General features: G+C 35.4%; 7 protein-coding genes. All 7 read right to left on the reverse strand.

Annotated elements, in window-relative coordinates:
- Positions 1 to 301: 301 nt before the first annotated feature.
- A complete protein-coding gene (locus DMB68_RS02170; RefSeq protein WP_110345030.1) occupies positions 302 to 985 on the reverse strand; it encodes a hypothetical protein in 684 nt (227 codons plus the stop codon).
- A 4-nt stretch (positions 986 to 989) separates the two neighbouring features.
- Positions 990 to 6587, reverse strand: coding sequence for a fibronectin type III domain-containing protein (locus tag DMB68_RS02175; RefSeq protein ID WP_110345031.1), 5598 nt, complete (start codon positions 6585 to 6587; stop codon positions 990 to 992).
- Between the two features lie 32 nt (positions 6588 to 6619).
- Positions 6620 to 9076, reverse strand: coding sequence for a TonB-dependent receptor (locus DMB68_RS02180; protein ID WP_110345032.1), 2457 nt, complete (start codon positions 9074 to 9076; stop codon positions 6620 to 6622).
- Between the two features lie 93 nt (positions 9077 to 9169).
- Positions 9170 to 15715 (reverse strand): T9SS type A sorting domain-containing protein, encoded by a 6546-nt coding sequence (locus DMB68_RS02185; protein ID WP_165830077.1) that lies wholly within the window; start codon positions 15713 to 15715, stop codon positions 9170 to 9172.
- A 16-nt stretch (positions 15716 to 15731) separates the two neighbouring features.
- Positions 15732 to 17087, reverse strand: a complete 1356-nt coding sequence (locus DMB68_RS02190) for a hypothetical protein (RefSeq protein WP_124019380.1) — start codon at positions 17085 to 17087, stop codon at positions 15732 to 15734.
- 7 nt (positions 17088 to 17094) lie between these two features.
- Positions 17095 to 18528 carry a hypothetical protein gene (locus DMB68_RS02195; protein ID WP_110345035.1) on the reverse strand — a complete coding sequence of 478 codons (1434 nt, stop codon included), beginning with the start codon at positions 18526 to 18528 and terminating at the stop codon, positions 17095 to 17097.
- 3 nt (positions 18529 to 18531) lie between these two features.
- Positions 18532 to 20085, reverse strand: coding sequence for a SprB repeat-containing protein (locus DMB68_RS02200; RefSeq protein ID WP_110345036.1), 1554 nt, complete (start codon positions 20083 to 20085; stop codon positions 18532 to 18534).
- Positions 20086 to 20088: the final 3 nt, after the last annotated feature.

Genomic DNA, 20088 nt, shown 5'->3' on the forward strand with positions numbered 1-20088 from the left:
TACAATTCATGTATTTTTTGACAGTCATCATTTATAGTGATTTTATTACAAATGGAGTCTAAACAGTTTTTGGAGGTTTGAAATTGGGATATATGTATAAAAAAAACTCCTGATTTTCAAGAGCTGAAAATCGGGAGTAGTGTAAAAATAATAATGTTTTGAAGACGGGGTTAGTATAAAAAGTCACATGACTTTAAGATATTAAGGACTTATAAATTCGTCTAAACTTTTGGGTGCAGTCTAAAGACATTTGTGCACCATTTTAGTTTTTTATCATAACACTTCGTAGAGCGGGGAAGTATTAGACCGCTTTTTCTTGAAGATTGTTATGCAGAATTTTAAAATTTTCTAATATTTTTCCAAACGTTGAGTTTGATTTCATTGGTTCAAGTTCAGACATAACCATCTTTACAAAATCATTTTCATCATGTGCCTTAGACTTATTTTTAATCACCAATTCTCTATAAAAAATATCTGTACCAGTATTAATAATTAAGGTTGATATTTTTTCTCTTTCTAAATTTTCATAAGATTTTGCAACATCAATAAATTCATTGTAATTATTAAAAAACCTAACTACATCATTTTGGTAAAATGATTTTACAAAAGCACTAAACAATTGAATGTCTTTAACTGTGTTTGATACAAAACGAAAATTCTCTCCTCGCATTTCATACTCTAAATCTTGAGGAATATGATCCACATCAGCTGCAGGTTTTTTGTAAATAGTATAATAATTATTTAAATCGCCATCTAATATTTTTTGTATTTCTTGCTCTACAATATTAAATCGCTTTTCAGCAGTTAAACCATGAGTAACAAATTTGTCACCATATTCCAGCCAACTAAAGGCAATTCTAAATCCCTTGTCATTTGTATCTTTTGTGTAAAATATATTCATATCTACTTCCTTAAATGTATACCCTTCGTCTTCAAGAAAGGCACACTCTTTTCTTATTGTTTGAATATATAGCTCTCTGTTCATATTATTATTTTAATGAGTTTACATCTTGAATGGTATTACCCACACCATTACTATTTACCTTGATATAATCTGTAATTTTTAAACTTTTGGAATCAGTACCTGTACCAATCAAATATTTACTATCATCCGTTTTTCTTGAAATGCTTCTAATATCAAAAGTGTTGGATGTTGATTTTACCTTTGCTAAAGCATTGGTTTGTGGTGTCGTTAGAGCCGTAGAACTGCTTAATTTAGTTTCTAATACAATCGCATTATCGAAGTCTAAAATTTCTTGGCCTAAAACAGTTTTCTTTTTCACTAAAACAAAGTCAGCTACAAAAAACTCATCTGCACCATTTACTATATGACCTGTTTTAATTTGAACCTGCTCGAAAATAGCATAATCGTTTAAGTCAATATTTGGATACTTAGATAAAAGCTTGCTTCTTAAAACAGATAAATTACTTGAAACAAATTGCTCAAAATCTTTTCCTGCTTGGGTTACTGTTTTAAAGAAATTCCCTTTTGCCCACTTGTCCCAACGTGTACCGCCTGTTTTGGCTAATTCAAAACTATATTTAGGGTCGTCTTTTAATGTTTTCCAAATATCAGTTAAATCGTCCGGACTTTCTTTTAAAAGTGTTTTTAGTCCTGCTCCGTTAGAAGCAGAAGTGATATCAGCTTCCAACTTCGTTAAATAACTTGTATCTAAACCATCTAATTTTGAAATTAAATTCGCATCTGCAACATCATCTAAAGTATTAATCCATGTTTTAAGGCTGGTAAAATTGTCTATTTTATTGAGTAACGAAGCCTTCCCCCCATTATTAATTCCTAAAACCACTTTCTCACCACTTGCAACACCAGCAGTTCCCTTAGGAATCTCTGACTCAGAAAGTACTTTACTTATATTGCCTGGAGAAAACTCTTTACAAATACCTTCTCCTTTTATACTACCATTTTCAAAAACGGCGACAGCTCCTTCCCATGCGGTAACCTTGCTTGTTCCACCTAGTTTGTTGGCCAGATTTTGGGCAGCATTTAAATCACCACACGAAAGTAAAACAATATTTTTGTTTTTCAAATTGTTTTTTACGAGCCAAGAAGCTAGTGCTTTGTGGTTCATAACGACATTTGACATGCCATTTCTTACGACACTAAACGTTTCTCCACTACCATGTACAATTAAATACACTTTCTCTCCTGAGTTTCCTATTTTTGAAAGGTATTGTTGGGCTTTAGTTACGTCATCTGCACCTAATGCTACTACGTTTTTAGGAAACTGTTCTACATCTTCAGCTACGCTTGCTAATATTGTTTCATTTGTAGTAACATCATCTGTTAATGCTACAATTTCATCTAAATTATTAGTTACTACATTACTTGTTTTTTCAACTGTAGAAAGTCCTTTTGCAATTGGTTTAAGAATTTTTCCCGTCCCAAATACAGCTACTTCAAAACCTAAATTCGTAACCTTATTTAAGGTTCTGCATATTTTTGCAAATTGTACTGCTTCTACGCCTAAACGTGCTGCTACAACAGCCGAATATTCTCCCAGTGTTAGCACAACCGGCACGACCATCATGGTTAGTCTGCCATAGCGCCATGGGTTACCATTAGTTATAAATATGCCGTATAAGTTATGTGCAGCTTCTTTTACTTGTTTATATTTTTCATAAGCTGCTGGATTTATTACAACAGATATCACATCTTGTTGTGTAATAACTTCATTGGCTGCTAATTTTTTAGAAATATCGATAATATTCTTCATTTGTTGCAGATAACCTTTGGGTTGCTCTATCAAAGAATATTTTACAAGTCCTACTCCTAACTCCTTTAGTCCTCCTATTAATTGAGGTATATCCAATGTTTGACAAAATTCATATAAAAATCCAGCTACAAAACTGTCTTTATTGTTTTCTTCCCCTAAAGTACATTCCACGAGTGACTGAATGGAATAATATACTTTAAAAATGACACTTTCTATTCCTTCCGTATCAAAATCAGGGTTGTCTTTTTTCTTTTGGGCTATTTTAGCTTCAACAAGGTTAGCTATACAAACATTACCAACTCCTATTATCGATTCTATATTAAATACTGCTTTAGTAACCGTGCCATTAGCATCAATTTCAACTTCAACAGCTGCTCTGCCTGCTTTTACTTCTGCCTGATAGTCTGCATCTGCCTCAGATTTTTTGGAAGAACCTTTTGGATAGGTAATGACCTTAATACCTTTACCGTAAACTTCTGATAATGCCGTAAAAAAGCTATCTAATTTTGATTTATTATCACTTGAAATATTTATTACTTCGCCGGCAGATTTATATTCTGAATAAACATAATTTACAGGTTTATTTCCATGACTATCGCATTTACTACAATTAACATAAGCCCAATAGGTATTTCTATTTTCGTTTTCTTCTTTTACAAATAGGTCGTCTGTGCTATTTTTTTTGATATAACTATTTAATTTTTCACTACTTTTTGATTTTATAATATCGGCTAATTCTTTATTATAAATTGTTCTTATATACTTACCGAATGATCCTTGATTTTCAAAAAATAGAAATATTTTGCTGTTATCTTTAGGGGTAGTTATAGTATTATTATAAGCATTGCCTTTGGAATCTATGTATTTTCCTAGACCATTAGCATCCTCTTTCCATTCATAAGTAATATCATTTGAAACAATCCCTCTTAAAAAACCTTTGGAATCAGTTGTTCCGCTAGCTTTTACTTTATTTTGATCTCCGCTACTCACAAAGCTCCAATCAGGAGCAAGGGCAAAACCACCAAGTAATCCCCCGGAAGAACTCTTCTGAAACCCATAAAATTTCCATCCACCACTGTGGATAATATCCCAGTCATTATGAGAGAGTCTTGTTCCTTCTTCATCATAATCCATTAAAAGGTCTGTTTTTTCTGATTCAGCCTCGGTTTCAAATGGGTGTTTCAGGCCAAAAATACCGTGACCTAATTCGTGTGCAGCAGTTTTTAAATTACCATTATTAAATACAAATGCATATTGACCACCTAGTGGCATAAAACCTTTATAGTTATTTTGTCCGGCTTTATCCGTATAAATAACATAATACGTTTTATCGTTGTATTTGAAATCAGTGCTGGATTCGATCTCACTGATAATATTATTTTGGTCTTTGGTGTAAACTTCCAAAAGACCACTGTCTCCACATTGTATTTCATCTGGCAATGAACCAATGGCTACCTTTTGGGTAGTAACATCAAATTTAATCCCTACTTTATTATAGACTTCATTAAAGAATTTTTTTGCCTCACCCTCACCTGGAGTACTGGCTCCGTTTACACTTAAAAGGGTGATGTTTATAACAGGTTTTTGGGTTAATTGCCAGATATTGACTTTACCTGCAATGTCTGATTTTCCGTCAATTGTTTTGGTTGCGTCTTTAGGATCTTTTTCTTTGGCACCTTTTACCGTTGCAATGATACTTTCTTTCGAGAAGTTTAAAGTTCTTTTAAGTTTTATCTGGGCTTTCGTAGCGCTTTTCCATTCTACATCAACGGCTGCTCCGGTATTGGTTTTAAAAACAATATCGTCTTTGGTTTTTCCGTTTTCAAAATCGGCTTCAGCGATTAAGATATCGGGACCGTTTAAATCTGAAACAGCTTTATAGTTGACGTTATAGACACTTCCGTCTTTTGTTGGAAGAGTCTCATAAGTATCTTTAAGTTTTTTGGGACCATTATCCGGAAGTTCATCAAAAGCATAAAGGGCTTTAGGAGCATCCTCAAAAGTAATGGAAACATCGGCAGAGGATATTTGTGTAACCTCGCCACTGCTGGAAACTCCATTGGTGTTTGCCGTAATTGCTCTGCCGCCTTGTGCAGATTTGATAAAGGTAGGCTGACCGCTGCCATTGGCCGGAATATTGATTACATCTCCGCTTTTATCAATATAAACCTGATCATAAACTGATTTTGGCAATGTGGTCGATTCCCCATTAGTTCCTTTTATGGTCGTACTGCCATCCGGATTCAATACAGCCCCGTCTTCTTTTGCCTCATATGCTAACTTGCCTTCAATAGGTTTACCGTTACTTCCTGCAATATCATTAGTGATTTTATCTACATCCAGCATTTTATCCCAGTTACTGGCGTCATAACTGGCAACTATTTCACCCGAAATCAATTTAAAATCAGTATTTACGCCAATATTTTTGAAAGTAATCTTGATGCGTGAGAACTGCCCTATATTAGTTTTTCCACCGCCAAAAGCATCAGCGGCATCAATCAGTTTTCTGAATTTCTCTAAGAAAGGAAGCGTTACATAACCATCTCCGGTAAAAGTTCCGTTGCTTCCGGTACTGTGAAGTACTACAATAGGAAAATCACCTGCGGTAACGACATCATTTGGGAAAAGCTCAGGAAGCGGATTTTTATTTGCCAGATCTTTAGGATCGGGTTTGATACCACAGCCCTGAAAGGCAATTTCGTCTTTAACAAGGGTTGTAAATTCTTTAATAGTGCTATGCGTGTATTTCCCAACCTCACAAGACGCACCAACAGTATATTCGTAAGTAGCATTTGCTTTTAGATTGCTGAGTGTGATGTTTTCTCTTGGAGTAACGAGCTTATACCATTCTGAATCTGCATTTTTTTCACGGTAGTTTACCTCATAGTCATAGTTATCAATATTACCGCTCCATGTTATTTTAGCCTGGTTTTCACTAACTCCTGAAGTTGCTATGGCAAGAGGAGCAGTACAATAAGTTTCATAATCGAAAGAAAAAATTTCACTGTAACCGTTATTTTTAAAAACACCTATTTCTTCGGCACCAAAAATAGCTTTAGCCTTGATACGCCACGCATATTTTTTACCCGGAATCAACTGTGGTTCATTGATGCCGTATTGTAGGGTCGTGTTTCTTGTGGTGGTGGTATATAACGGAGGAGAGTAGGCAAATGCATTTTGAACGGGAGTATATTTGTCCCAGATTTCAACCAGTGAAAATTCATATTCTACATTACTGACATTGATGCTTCTTGGCGTCCAGCCAAAAACAATATTCTGAATATTTTGCTGCATAAAAGAAGCATTATTCAAAGGAAGGTTTAAAAACGGAGGATCGTTCTGAAAAATAATAGTATTTGTTCCGGTTTTATTAGACAGTTTTTTGCCAGTAGCAAAATCATAGACCTCTACATAAATATTGTAAAGCCCTTCCGGTAAAGGCTGTGCATATTGATTAGGAGTTAGCCCCAATAGATTTTGATACTCAAAGTAAGGAGCCAGATCTACATTGGTTAACTGTAAAGGAATTCCTCCTTCAAGATATAGCGGGCGTGCACCCGTAACAAAATCATTGGTATTAAACGAAATTCCGTTGCCCTGAAAATAAATTTTCAGTTTTACCTGTCGGTTTGAAATGGTCAAATCGTTTAGGACGATTTGTATTTTTATCGGACTATTGATTGTCGATGGATCTGCATAATGGCTCAGATAAATAGGCGAGGGCTGTTTAATTTGGGTTGATACCGATATCGGATAACTCTGCGCATAGTTCTCAAAGCCAACAAAAGAGCTTATCAGTAATAGAAACAGGTATAGTTTTTTTAGCATTTTGGGGAAGTATGGTTTATCCATTATTTTGTCAGTTTAATATCTTAGGATGTACTTTATTTTTGAATATATTTTAAATCAATTTCATCATTTGAAGCATTCTTAACGGCCAGATCATGATAAAACGGAATTATTTTTAGTTCGATGGCGCCCACTATTTCGGCTGCATTCTTTTTTTCTTTGATCAATTTAAAAATGTCTTCAATATTTTGTTTGCTGAATTCGGCTGCATTTTCATTTTGCTGAATTTCCTTTGAAGGTATTTTAGAAAGTACCGCCATTTCACGCAGCATCCATCGATGATTTTTTAGCTGGTTGCGGCTGTTTTCGTTTCTATCTACCAGTTTTAAATAGGAATTATAACTGGTTCGATTGGTAATATCAGCTTCATTTACACCGTGTAAGGCATGGCTGTTTACTCTTCCAAGCGTAGCGGTATAATTATTTTCAAGAGCTTCATCTTTTTGGTTCATTTCATTTTCCAGCTTTTGGGACGCTTCAACAAAATAGTTGTTATATTTTTCTAAATTTTCCTTTTCTGCTGTGTACGCTTCCAGATAATCAATCACTTTTTCTTTTAGTTCTTTGTCATCAGGGGTAAGGGAGGCAAGCGTTAGTAGATGCTCTAAATTGTTAGTTGATTCTGCAGGTAAAGAATGTAATGTGAGTTGCATTTCTTTCAATTGCGCAATAATTTGATCACGTGTACCTTCGAATATTTGATTTTTAAAATTGATTTTTAAAATGGGTTCAGAAACTGTTTTATCTCCATTTTCAGGGAGAGGCTCTCTTTTCGGACGCATTTTAATTTTATCAAATGAATAAGTGTAGGCAAAGGTAGCTGTAAGATCATTATTCTTTTGGGTTGATGAATTACTGAATAAAGTAATTACACTCATATTAAAGTTGTGGTTTTGAAGATAAATATAAGATCCGTTTAGCCTGAAATTAATGATATCATTTTGTTTATCACCATTGTTATAACTGGTATTGTAGCTTGTTGAGGCATTTGTGGTCAGTTTTTTGTCAAAAAAGAGTTTTGAAGCCCCAATAGTAGGTCCGATGATGAGGTTCGTTCCGGAATCAGTTTTCCCGTACGTATTATTTAAAGATCCCGTAAAGTTTAAATCCTTTTCAGGATAACCTACAGTATAGGCAATACCTGAATTGTAGTATGTTGAAGCACCACCCTCTATTGTTTTGCCCTGTTGTTGGTTTACAGCATCCTGCATAGAAAAATTAGCGTTTATGGCTTTTTTTAAATGCTTGTCGTTTTTTAATAAATAATTGATGTTAATAGCCGCGTTTTGATTTACCTGTCTGAAGTTTAAGGTGTCCAGATAATCATAGTCAGAAACCTGATTGATATAGTCAAACTGGTTTCGGCTATTGGTGTAGGATTGAAAATTAGAGTAGTTTATATTTAGGTTTAACTTTTCATTGGCTCTGAAATCAGCATTAATAGAAGATACAAGACGTTTCATCTGACTTTGTTTTTGTTTGTCCAGATTATCTTTTTGAAGTCCAAGGTTTAAGGCTAATGAAACTTTGTCTTTTAATATATTTTGAGTTGCATTTATAGTAATGTTTTCCAGATCATTATTAAAATAATAACCTCCTAATGTTCTGTAATTAGGATCGATTCTTTCATATCCAACTCCAAGGGTTCCTTTTCCGGCTGGATAGGTCAATTGACCTTTAAAGGCGTCGTAACTGCTTGTAGTGCTGTTTTTATTTAAAAAGAAGGAAGAAATACCGGATTCTTTTCCATTTCCCTCAGCACGCAAGTCTTCCGTTATGCTGCTGTTGGCATACTCTGTAAAAACCTGCAATTTTTTGAGTACTTTAAAAGAAGATTCAATACTTATAGCAGCATTGTCTTTTGGTGTTACACCCAATTCAAAAGGAATCGGGTTTGATAATGAGCCTGCTTCATCTTTTGCTTTAAAAAAGGTAACACCCAGATTTACTTTTTCAAAAGCGTATGATGTTTTAAAACCATATCCTAACCTTTTGTAAGTTGGAACAATTTCCGGATAAAGATTGTTATACTCACTGTTTTTTAATAATCGCCCATACATGGCACTAATTTTAAAGTTGCCCTGTGGAGTAAGATCTACACCAACTCCTGAAAATTGATGACCGCTCAGCGTATAAGGAGAAAAGGTCATGCTGACATCTCCGATATGCCCGGTAATCCATTTATAGGACGGGTGGATACTTAAACGGTTCATTAGTACCGGTTTCCCATAACCCAGTTTTTGATTGGTATATGAAAATGAAAAAGGTAAATTGTATAAGCCTGCTACATTTATATTAATGTTTCCGTTTAGGAAATAACTGAAAGGTTCTCTTGTAGCATTTCCTGAATAGAAAACAGTATTGGCAGTTGCACCACCACTTACATTGACTAGTTTGGTTTTGCCCAATTCCTGAACATTAAAGTTTTGGGAAAAACCAAATGCACTTATAAAAACCAGGATTGTATGAAATAATATTTTTTTTAATGTCATTCTTTATATGCTGTGAGTGTCAAACTTGAAAGCATTTGCTTTTTGAGATCTCATTATTATTGAAATTGATGTCTGCTGTTGGATAACTAAAGTTTATTGAATGATGATTTTTCTCAATTTACTTCCTTGCTGAGATTCAAACAATACAAAATAAAGCCCCGGAGGCAGTCCGCCTAAATTAAAGTTGAACAGATAATTATCTTTTCCTTCTTCAGTTTTAGAATCAATAAGCAGGTTGTTGTTTAAATTATAAACCTTTACGTGGGCAGGCATAACTTTATCAAGTGTTACATCTACTGTAAAAATTCCCTGTGATGGATTCGGATAAATTTTCAGGTCAAATTTTTTCTCAGTAATAGGCTCGTCATCAGGATTTTCTTCGTATTCTCCTTCGGTAACCAGAATTTGTTTGGTCTGGAAAGCGGTGCAATTTCCTTTTTTAGTGTTTAAAGTAATTTCATACTCTCCGGCTTCACTAAAACTGATTTCGGCATAATCCTTATTTTTAGTGACAACGTTTGCTTTCGCCGGTAAAACCCATTCGATTTCATCAGCAGCAGGATTACTGATATCTACAATTACAATTTTCTCATTTTTGAATACTTGGCTCGACATTGCAAATTCAGCACTGATAGCTGTATTTTGACTAAATATCTGAATTGTATCAGTAGCTTCACAGCCTAATTTATTGGTTACTGTGACTGTGTAATTAGCAGGCTCAGAAACCGTAATCATAGCTTTATTACTGGAGAAACCTTTGTCAGATTTCCATAAATAGGTTGCTTTGTCATCGTCGATCGTAGCATTAATGGTCAAAGTCTGATCAAAACATAAGGTTACGTCTTTGCCAAGATCTATAACATCCTTAGGAGGATTTGCAATAGTATAAGTTCTCGAAATAATACATCCTTTAGAATCGGTGATTTCGATAGTATAATCTCCGGCTGCTGCATTTTTTAAGGTATTTGATTTTTCTCCGGTATTCCATGAATAGGTATAGGGAGCAATTCCGGCTACAGGTTTTACTACAATTGTTGCATCAGAACCACCATAACAGGTTGGAATTTTTATGTTTTCTGTCGCATCCAAATGAGCCGGTGCAGTTAATGTAATCATTTTTGTAATTGTACATCCATGGCTGTCTGATACCAAAACAGAATAATTTCCGGGAGGAACGTTTTGTATGCTGGCCGTTTTCGCTCCTGTATTCCATGAATAATTATAAGGCTGGGTGCCTCCTGATGGTGTTGCATTTATGGTCCAGTCATTAAGATCTCCGCAAAGCATATAATCTGATGTTAGCATATTGCTTAGAACTGCTGGTTCGGTTACAACTAAAATTGAGCTTGTAGCTTTATTGCCGTTAGAATCGGTAGCAATTGCATAATAAGCCCCTTTACCAATAGCACTTAAAACCGCAGTAGATGCCAGAGCTGTTGGATTTCCGTTTTCAAACCACTGATAAGTGTAACTATCTCCGGACTTTAAAAATCCACCTGTTGTTGTTGGTTTTAGGCTTCCGTTTTTATCCCCGTTACATAAAACAACATTTTGAACTGCAATAGTGGTTTCTAAAATTGGCGGCTCGGTCACTTCTATCAAAGGAGAGGTCAAATTACAGCCCTTAATATCTGAAACAACAACATAATATTTTCCTGCAGCCAAATTTATGGCCGTACTGGCAGTTTGATTAGCACTGGTATTATCACTTTTGTACCATTGATAACTATATTGGCCGTTAGCTCCCTGAGCAGTTATGGAAATTGATCCGTTGCTTAGCCCTTTTCCGGTAGCTGGTGTAATGATAGTATTGCTGATGATTAATGAAGTAGGTGATGTTATTTTTACAGTTGCCTTTGTACTTTGACATTGTTGTGAATCTTCTACCTCAATTGAATAATCTCCTTCGGCTAAATCTGCAATAATAGTAGTCTTTCCATTAGAGAAATTCTCCCAGTCTTTGATTAATACATTATTAGAAGAGTAGCGGTATCTAAAAGTTCCATTTCCTCCGGAAGCTGTCAAAGTAACTTGACCATTACTGTTTCCAAAACATTTTACAGGTTGTTGTATTGTTGAAAATGCTACAGGATCTGGTTGTGTAATGCTTATAGCATTGCTGGTCACTTCTACCTTTTTAGAGTCTTTTACTACTGCATAATAAATACCTGGTTTTACATTAAGAAGTACATCCTGGTTTTCGTTAGGTAATAAAACATTGTTGCAGTACCATGTATATTTTTTTTGGCCAAATCCACCGTTAGCATTTGCTTTTATAGTTCCATTATTGGCATCATAACAGCTAATATTTTGAGTCTGGTTTACACTTATGGTTAAAGGATTGTCCCTGAAATCAAAATCTGCATATTTTATACATCCGGTAGCATCTTTAGCAGAAATGTAATAATGGTCTTTAATCAATCCTGCAAAATCAGCTGTCATTAATGGGCTGTTGGAAATTGTTTGTATTATTGTTTCGGCTCCTGCAGCATTTTTTGTGTAAAATTTATATTCGTAGTTAGCCTTTCCACCTGTAATTTCAAAGTGTAGGGAACCGTCATTACCATTTACGGCAGTTGGGTTACTGTATATTATTTTTTCAATATCAAAGCCAAAATCAGCAGGTTGAGTAATTTCTATATCTTCCAAAATGCCAATACAATGTGCAGCATCGCTGTCATCGAAATTTGCATCACGGACTTCAACAGCGTATATACCTGCAGGGAATGTATTTAATGACGTTGGCGTAAAGTTTTCGTAATTATTACTGGTTGTATTTTTCTTTTTCCATCGATAATTGTATTCAGGGGTTCCGTTTATAAGTGGGGTCCCGCCAGATACAGAAATAGTAATTGCTCCGTCTTTATCTCCAAAACATCTTACGTTGGATTTTGAAACTAAAGATACTACAATTGGATCAGGCTGTTTAAACTGTACATCAATGCTATTAGAATCAATTCCGCTTGCATCTGTCGCAGTAAGGGTATAATCTCCATCAACTATATTGGCAAAGTTTGCTGTGTTTCCGTTTATCGTCGTAACGGCAGCCGTGGCTTTATTTTTTAGTTTGTAGGTATAAATTCGGGATGTCTGAATCTGATTATATGCCGCTCCGCCATTGGCCGTCGCAAGTAATGAACCTGATAAACCATTACATTTAGGCTGCAGATGTGTTTCTGTAAGTACAGGTTTTGTAGGCTGTTCTATTGTATATGTTTTTGAATCAAAACAGTTATTTGAATCCGTTACGACAATACTATAATTGCCGGAAACAACATTGACTAAAGAAGGACTATTTGTACCTACAATTAGTCCTGCATTATTTTTCCATTGATAGTTGTAAGGTAATGTTCCGCCAACTGCGCTTATCTCTATTTTTCCTGTTGCTAAACCAAAACCGGTACTTGGCGTAACAGTTGCGTTTTCTTCTATAATTACTGATTTGGCAGGTTGACTAATCTGAATAGTTTGTTCAACTGGTCCGCAAAGATTTATATCTGTTACTTTTATTGTGTAAGTTCCTTCGGATAGCCCTGAAATAATTCCGTTTTGATTATCTACTGTTCCTCCACTGCTAATGATTGAATAAGGTTTTGCAAGGTCAGTATCTTTTGTTCCGCCGGTAATATTGAGTTTAATTGTTCCATTATTTCCTCCAAAACAGGAAACATTTTCTTTTGTATATGTAAAAGCTAATTTATCCGGTTCAGTAATTGTAAAGGTATTGGTGCCAAAAAGAGCATTGCTGTTTGCATCTTTAACAGAAACTACATAATTACCCGCGCCCAATCCTGATGCTTTTGAAGCGGTTGAATAGATTGAAATAGTTTCGATTGAAGTATACTGTTTTCCGGTTGAAGTGTTCAGCCATTCAAAGCTATATTCTTTTACACCACCTTTAACAATAATAGTATATTCACCTGACAAGTCTCCCTTACAAAGAATATTTGTAAAAGGTGTCTGGGTTAAGCTTACCACTTCTAACTTATCAGGCTGGGTAACAGTATAGTCAATTTCGGGAAGCGTACAGTTATTGGCATCTTTTACAATTAAATGATAAATTCCGGCACTTAAATTGGTTATGGAAGAATTTGTACCAATTATTGCCATTGCAGTGCCTTTTCGCCATTCATAACTATAATTTGGCTTTCCACCTGAAACAGTAACGCTTATACTTCCATCATTGGTTTCAAAACCTTTTAAATGTACAGGTCCTGTGCTTGAAATCTGTAATGGAGCAGTAGGTTGTGTAATTTTAACAGCATCGGTAAGAGTTGCAGTACATTCATGTCCGACTGCATCTTTAACAGTTACATTATATTCACCGGCAGCAAGCTGATTTAAATTCCCGGTATAACTTACACCGTCTTTAGTCCATTGTTGGGTATACGGTGCAGTTCCTCCTTCAATTGTAATTTCGATAGCACCTGTTGCCGCACCAAAGCATAAAACATTGGTTTGTTTGGCAAGTGATACTTTTAGCTTATCAGGCTGTTTTAATTTGAAATTGAGCTGCTCGGCATTGGCAAAAGGGCCAGGCTCAGGATTCGCACTGTCTGTTACAAAAACGCTGTAATCGCCAAAGCCTATACCTGAAAGACTTGCTGAATTTTCTCCGGATACTGTAGCGCCATTCTTTTCCCATCTGTATTTATAAGGAGCAACTCCTCCTGTTACTTCTGCGACCAGTTGACCATTTGAATCTCCGTTACACTTTATAAAAGCAGATTCTTTAATAGTTACTTCCAGTTTTGTTTTTTCAAGAACAGTAAAATTATACTGTATAGATTGGCATAATTTTTTATCTAAAATTGTTAAGTAATAGATTCCTGCTTTTAATCCAATAACATCCCTTATGCTTGCTGAAAAACCATTATTAGATGTCCATTGGTAAGTATAGTCACCATTTCCGCCTGAAGGATCAGAAGGGAAAATAATCGACCCGGTACTTTGACCATTAATAGCAACATGGGTTATAGACGGAGATGAAATAGTTATTTTAGATGGATCTGCAATTATAATATTATTGAGGCTTTGTGTACATCCATTAGCATCTGTAACAGTTAGAGAATAAGTTCCTGCTGTTAATCCGTATCGGTCTTTGCTGGTGGGTCCGTCAGCCCATTTGTAAGTATATGTTGGTGTACCTCCTGTAACATTAATTTCTATTTTTCCATCATTACCGCCATTACAGGATGCGTTTTGTTGCTGGGTTGCGGCATTACTTGTAACCGATAACGGCTGCAATGGAGATATAATAGTATAAATATCCGAGGTCACAGGTACCATTTTATCATCCATTACCTGAACAGAGTAAGAGCCTCCTCCAAGATTATTTATTGTTGCATTTGTTTCGTTATCTATTTTGGTGGCATCTTTGTACCATTGATATTGGTAAGTAGAATTAGTGGCAAGAGTCCCTCCCGATGCCTGTACAGTTATTGTACCTGTATTTTCTTCGTAACATTTTACATTTTGCTGGCTGACAAAAGTTATTGCTAATGCTTCTAATTTTGCTATCGAAGGTAGTGAAGTACAATTATTATTGTCTTTTACAACAACCTCATAGGTGCCATTTACGAGATTTGTAATGATATTACTGCTGTGTGATGATGTAATTCCGCCTTTCGTAAGTAAATAGGTGTAAGTACCTGTTCCTCCGGAAGCAGAGATAGTTATTTTTCCATCATTACTGTTAGTACCGGATGGCTGTGTTGGAGTTATAGAGGTAATAATTACTGCTGGAGGGGCTGTGATTTTTATATCAGCAGCACTACTATAAATACAGCCTTTTGTATCGGTAATAGTATAAGAATAATCTCCTGGAGATAATCCTGTCCTGTCGGGTTGTCCAGCTGTGTAAGTTGTGGTAATATTATCACTCCAAAGGATAGAATATCCTGAAGTACCACCGCTGATGGTAAGTGAAATGGTACCATCACTGCTGCCATTACAGCTTACGTTGGTTTTACTTTCTGCAACAGATATTGCAGCTAAGGGCTCGGAGATAAGGAATGTATTTGATAATGCTGTATTGACAGGGGATGCGTTATCTGTTATTTCTAATTGATAAGTTCCTGTATATAAACCATTAGAAATAAATTCTCCGGTTAAACCTGTATCGTCAAAAGTATTTCCGTTGCTTTTGAACCATTTATAGGTATAGCCAGTAGTTACTGTTCCTCCTAATTTTTTAGTTATAGAAAGTGTTCCGGTGTTTTTTCCATGACATGAAATGCTATTACCATCTATAACAACTTCCAGTTTATCCGGCTGGCCTATTACAAAAGGATAAGCCACACTTTCACAGCCATTGTTTTTATCTTTTGCTTTTATAGAATATTCTCCATGTGCTAATTTTGACCAGTCAGTTATAGCTGTAATGGATAATCCGTCTTTCGTCCATATATAGTCATAACTGCCTGTTCCTCCTTTAAATACAATGTTTAAAGTGCCATTAGCCAAACCGAAACCTGTCGCGTCTGTTTTCTTAAGCTCTCCATCAATTTCAATTGGAGCAGGATTCACAAAAGTAACAGTTCTTGCACCATTAACAGCAGTAGGAGTAACGGTAGCCTGAGTTTGCGAATAACCCCAAAAACTTGTAATAAGCAATAATAATAGTAAATGTTTTTTCATAGTTTTTATTTTAGGATTATTGCTCAATGCATTTATTATCATCAGTTATTCTGATGTTGTATTCTTTTGCTTGTACCTGTTGTATCGTAACGGTTTTTTTATTTGGATTCAGGACATCAAAAGGAATCCTGTTTATCTGAGTTACCCCATTGACAATTTCAGTTTCTCCATTCAGATTATCATAATAATAGGGAGGAGTACCGCCATCGGCTTCGATAGTGATATCAACCTTGCCATCATGGCACTTTGGATTATCTGCTCTGACTTTAAAAGTGAGCGGCTTTGGATCATTATAGGTGAAAGGTTTTGAGCCAACCAAAACACCTTTTAATATATAAGAATTAGGAACAGTAGGATGTTTAACTTGCGCCTGATAAAAAACTTCGTATTGACGACCGCTCTCTAAACTTGTAAAATTGGATAAATTAGAATAGGAATATATTTTAGAACCAGCAGGATATGTAACATTATTTACTGAAAACATAGGGGTTGATTTGATAGGAAGAGGATTGTTTATAGTTTCCCTGACATACAATTGATAAAGATTTTCGTCTTTATTACTATCCAATTCTCGGTCGAATGTAATCTCCAGTTTTTGAATACCCTCTCCGCTGCAATTAGGCCCTTTGTATTGTACATCGGTAACAGTTGGTGCACAGGGATTATAATGAATTTGAATTGTATTGGTAGAGAATATCCGGTCTTGATTATACCCAATTCTAAAGTAAATTGGACCATAATGATTTTTGTGGTCTTGTCCTAATAAATCAAAAACAGAAAACCTTGAAACTTCTGTATTGGTCATGTTGTGTCCACCTACAACTTTTTCCGGGACATCATTCCAGGTAATTTGACCATCTAAAGAATATTGCCAATGATAAACATAGTTATGAAATCCCCCGGGAGTTGCCACTAAATTTAGCATTTCTCCGGCGCAAACCTCAGTTGTTCCTAAGTTTGATATTGCCAAGTCGTTGGGCGTTAGCTCAGCATATGCTTCACCTCTTAACTGTTTGTATAAACTGCCTTTTATTAAGTCCTGAATAGAAATTACATTATAAAAATCATCTAATTCACCGCCAAATGTTATGTAGCCCCATAATGAAAACCTATAGGTAGTTGTATTCAAGTCTACAGGTACATTGTAATTCACATAAGTTGATCTTGGTGAATTTAAATAAAACCTGTCCGGTCCTGTAAGATTAACACTAGATCCACCAGATGGATTGTATAAATACTCATCATAAGTATACCACTCATAATTGATATTGTCGGTAATGGTTTGAGTAAATAAGTAAGTGTAGCTTGGAACAGTTTGTCCTAAACCTTTTGTGAAAAAACCTAATATAAGTATAAAATAAATCTTTTTCATAATATAATTATTTTTCAATACAGCCATTTTCATCAGTCACTTTAATACTATTTACTGCAGTTGGGATCAATCCTCTAATATGATAATAGCCATCAGCTTCTTTTACAGGTTTTGGATTTTTCTGTTCCGTTCCATCAACATAAAAGAGGTAACTGCCCGTGCCACCGGATACATCAATGGAGACTTCTACAGCATCATTAGCGCATTTTGGGTTATCCGCTTCTACAATTTCAAATATGACAGGCTCAGGTTCTTTGTATTTGATATTCAGTTCCTCAATTGAAATCCCCAAACCTTTATTTATATTATTATCAAAAGCCTGATAGCGTATTTGATAGGTCGCATTAGGATTTAAACCTTTAAAATCTGACATAGAATAACTGTAAATTCCAGGGCTTTTTTCGTCAAGTTTTTTAATCAGGCCATTGTTTGGATCACCCTCAGTAAAAAAAGGATAAACAATAGGCGGTGTACTATCAGGGAGATTCGTACTTGTATTTACGGCTTTTAGCTGAAAATCATGCAATTCTTCATTAGGATATAAATCCCTGTCAAAAGTTACGGTAACACTGCGAACATTATCGCCATTACAAAAAGGAGGAAGATATTCAATATTGCCTACAAGTGGCGCACAGGATGAATAGAATAATGGAAATTCTATTCCTCCGGCAAAAAGCATCGAATTATACCCCATACGGAAGTAGATGGTTTTTCCAATGTAATTTAAATGATTATTTCCTAAAAGATCAAAAATGGTAAAATTCGGATTAGCTTTATGGAATTCATCCGGTACATCACGCCATGTAGCCTTATTGTCCAGACTATATTGCCAGTTATAAATTTCAGGAGGAAAACCTTCCGGATAAGCAAATACACCGAACTGTTCATTTGCACAAAGGGTCTTTGTTCCGGTAGCTGGATTTCTGTTAGCCGGGAATCCAATAGACACGTTTGGTTTAAAAGACTGAACATAAAAATTACCCATATAAGTTTCCAGCAAAAGTTGACTCTTACCAGGATTTATGAATTCATCAAATTCTAAATTATCTCCACCATCATCAACAGTGTTTGCCGGAGTAGTGTTAAACAGCTTAACTGCAATAGCAAAATCTACAAAATAGGGTTGATAAGCAGACACATTTTTATAATTTAGTAGAACGGTTTGTGAGCTGTTCGGCATTTTGAAACAGCAGCCATATAGCTCATTAATATAACTGTTCCCTGTGTTATCACTGCTTTTGATTTTAATAGTATTACCTTGATAGTCAGTTAAACAAAATCCCAGATATTCACTTGAAACTGAATAATTATTTTGAAATTCTTGATTTTTATCATCTGTAGGTTGACGCTCATACGCAATGACTATGTCATAGGTTGCCTGAGCATATCCATAATTACTGAAGATAAATATTAAAACCAATAAGTAGTAAAGTTTTTTCATAAACTAAAGCGATTTTTCGATGCAGTCATGTTCATCGGTTACTTTTATTTTATAACTTTTTTTGGCATCATTTATAGATAAGTTCACAGGCTGGCTGGCAGATCGGCTTATAGTAGTAGTATTGTTGGCAGTAGTTGAGGTTTGAACTGTAGTAACGGTAAAAGGAATTGCAGTTCCGCCGTCTAAAGAATAAGAGTATTTTCCGGAACCTCCCTTAACGTTTATAGTCATACCGCCTTCTCCGTTATGGCATAGAGGATTTGTGGGATCTATGGTAAAGGTCAGGGGTTCAGGATCCTGATATAAAAAAGGTTCCGCTTCTGCCATAGTTCCTTTTGGAACCCCATTCAATGCTGCCTGATATTCTACTACATATTGTTTATTGTTTTCTAAGGTATTGTTTGACGTTGGTATTATGAATGAATATATGTATTGATCTTTTAAAGGATCATAAATAAGATTTGTTATTTCAGGCTGGGAAAATCTAACAGCATCTCCACTTACTTTAGGAAAAGGGACAATTCTGAAAAGCGAAAAAGACTCTCCCGACACTAAGTTTCTGTCAAAGTACACATCAATGCTAGTTACAGGATCTCCACTACATTTTGGACTAGTATATACTACATTGCTTACTACAGGTGCACCGGGTTTGTAAATAATACGATAGACAGCGGTAAAAGCTCTGTCGTCAGGACCATAACCAAGTCTGAAATCAATTGCACCAAATGGAGCCCAGGGCAAGTCACGCATAGTGAAAATTGGCTTTGGTGTATTGTTGGTTTTTGATGTGTTTATGACAGTATTAGGAACATCTTCCCAGGTTTGACTGCCTTCAGGTCTGTATTGCCAATGATATACAAAATCAGGAAATACAATTGTAGTATTTACGCTGGGTGTAGTTGCTATCAAATCAAAAGCCTCTCCTGCTAAAATTTCAGGTGGTGTATATACTCCTGTTGCATAAGGGTCATAACCTGGTTTAGATATCACAAGACCATTAGGAAAAAAATTTTTTACAGACACTTCTCCAAAACAGCTATGAGACTCACTTTCATAAGCACTAGAACCTGTTATAACTGAATTTTCAATGCTAAAATTATTAGATTCATTTACGGTATTAGCTAAGCGATAAAACATGGTTTCAATACAGGTATACGTATTTTCATTAGAATTATAATTAAAAAAAGTCGTATAAGTATGATCATCTGAATATCCACTATTGCTGGAACATTTGCAAATAGCATTATACCTAACCTCATAGCTTGGTTTTAAGGGAATTATAAATGTTTGTTTTTCAATTCGTGGAGGATTAGATATATCGTCAAACATTACACCTTCCATTTCGGAATGTCTTAAATATTGAGAATTTTCAGCAAAACCCCAGCTATAGGAACATGGGGACATATCGTGTCCTATTGGTCCGTAATTGGTGTAATTTCCGCAAAAAGGAGTTCTTTTCCATTCAAAATCTACTGTGTAGGTCAACTCAGTTTGCGCTATAATTCCTTGGAATGATAAAAACAGAAATAAAAATAATATCGGGTAGTGCTTCTTCATAAT

The sequence above is a fragment of the Flavobacterium hydrophilum genome (assembly GCF_003202405.1).
GTDB lineage: Bacteria > Bacteroidota > Bacteroidia > Flavobacteriales > Flavobacteriaceae > Flavobacterium > Flavobacterium hydrophilum.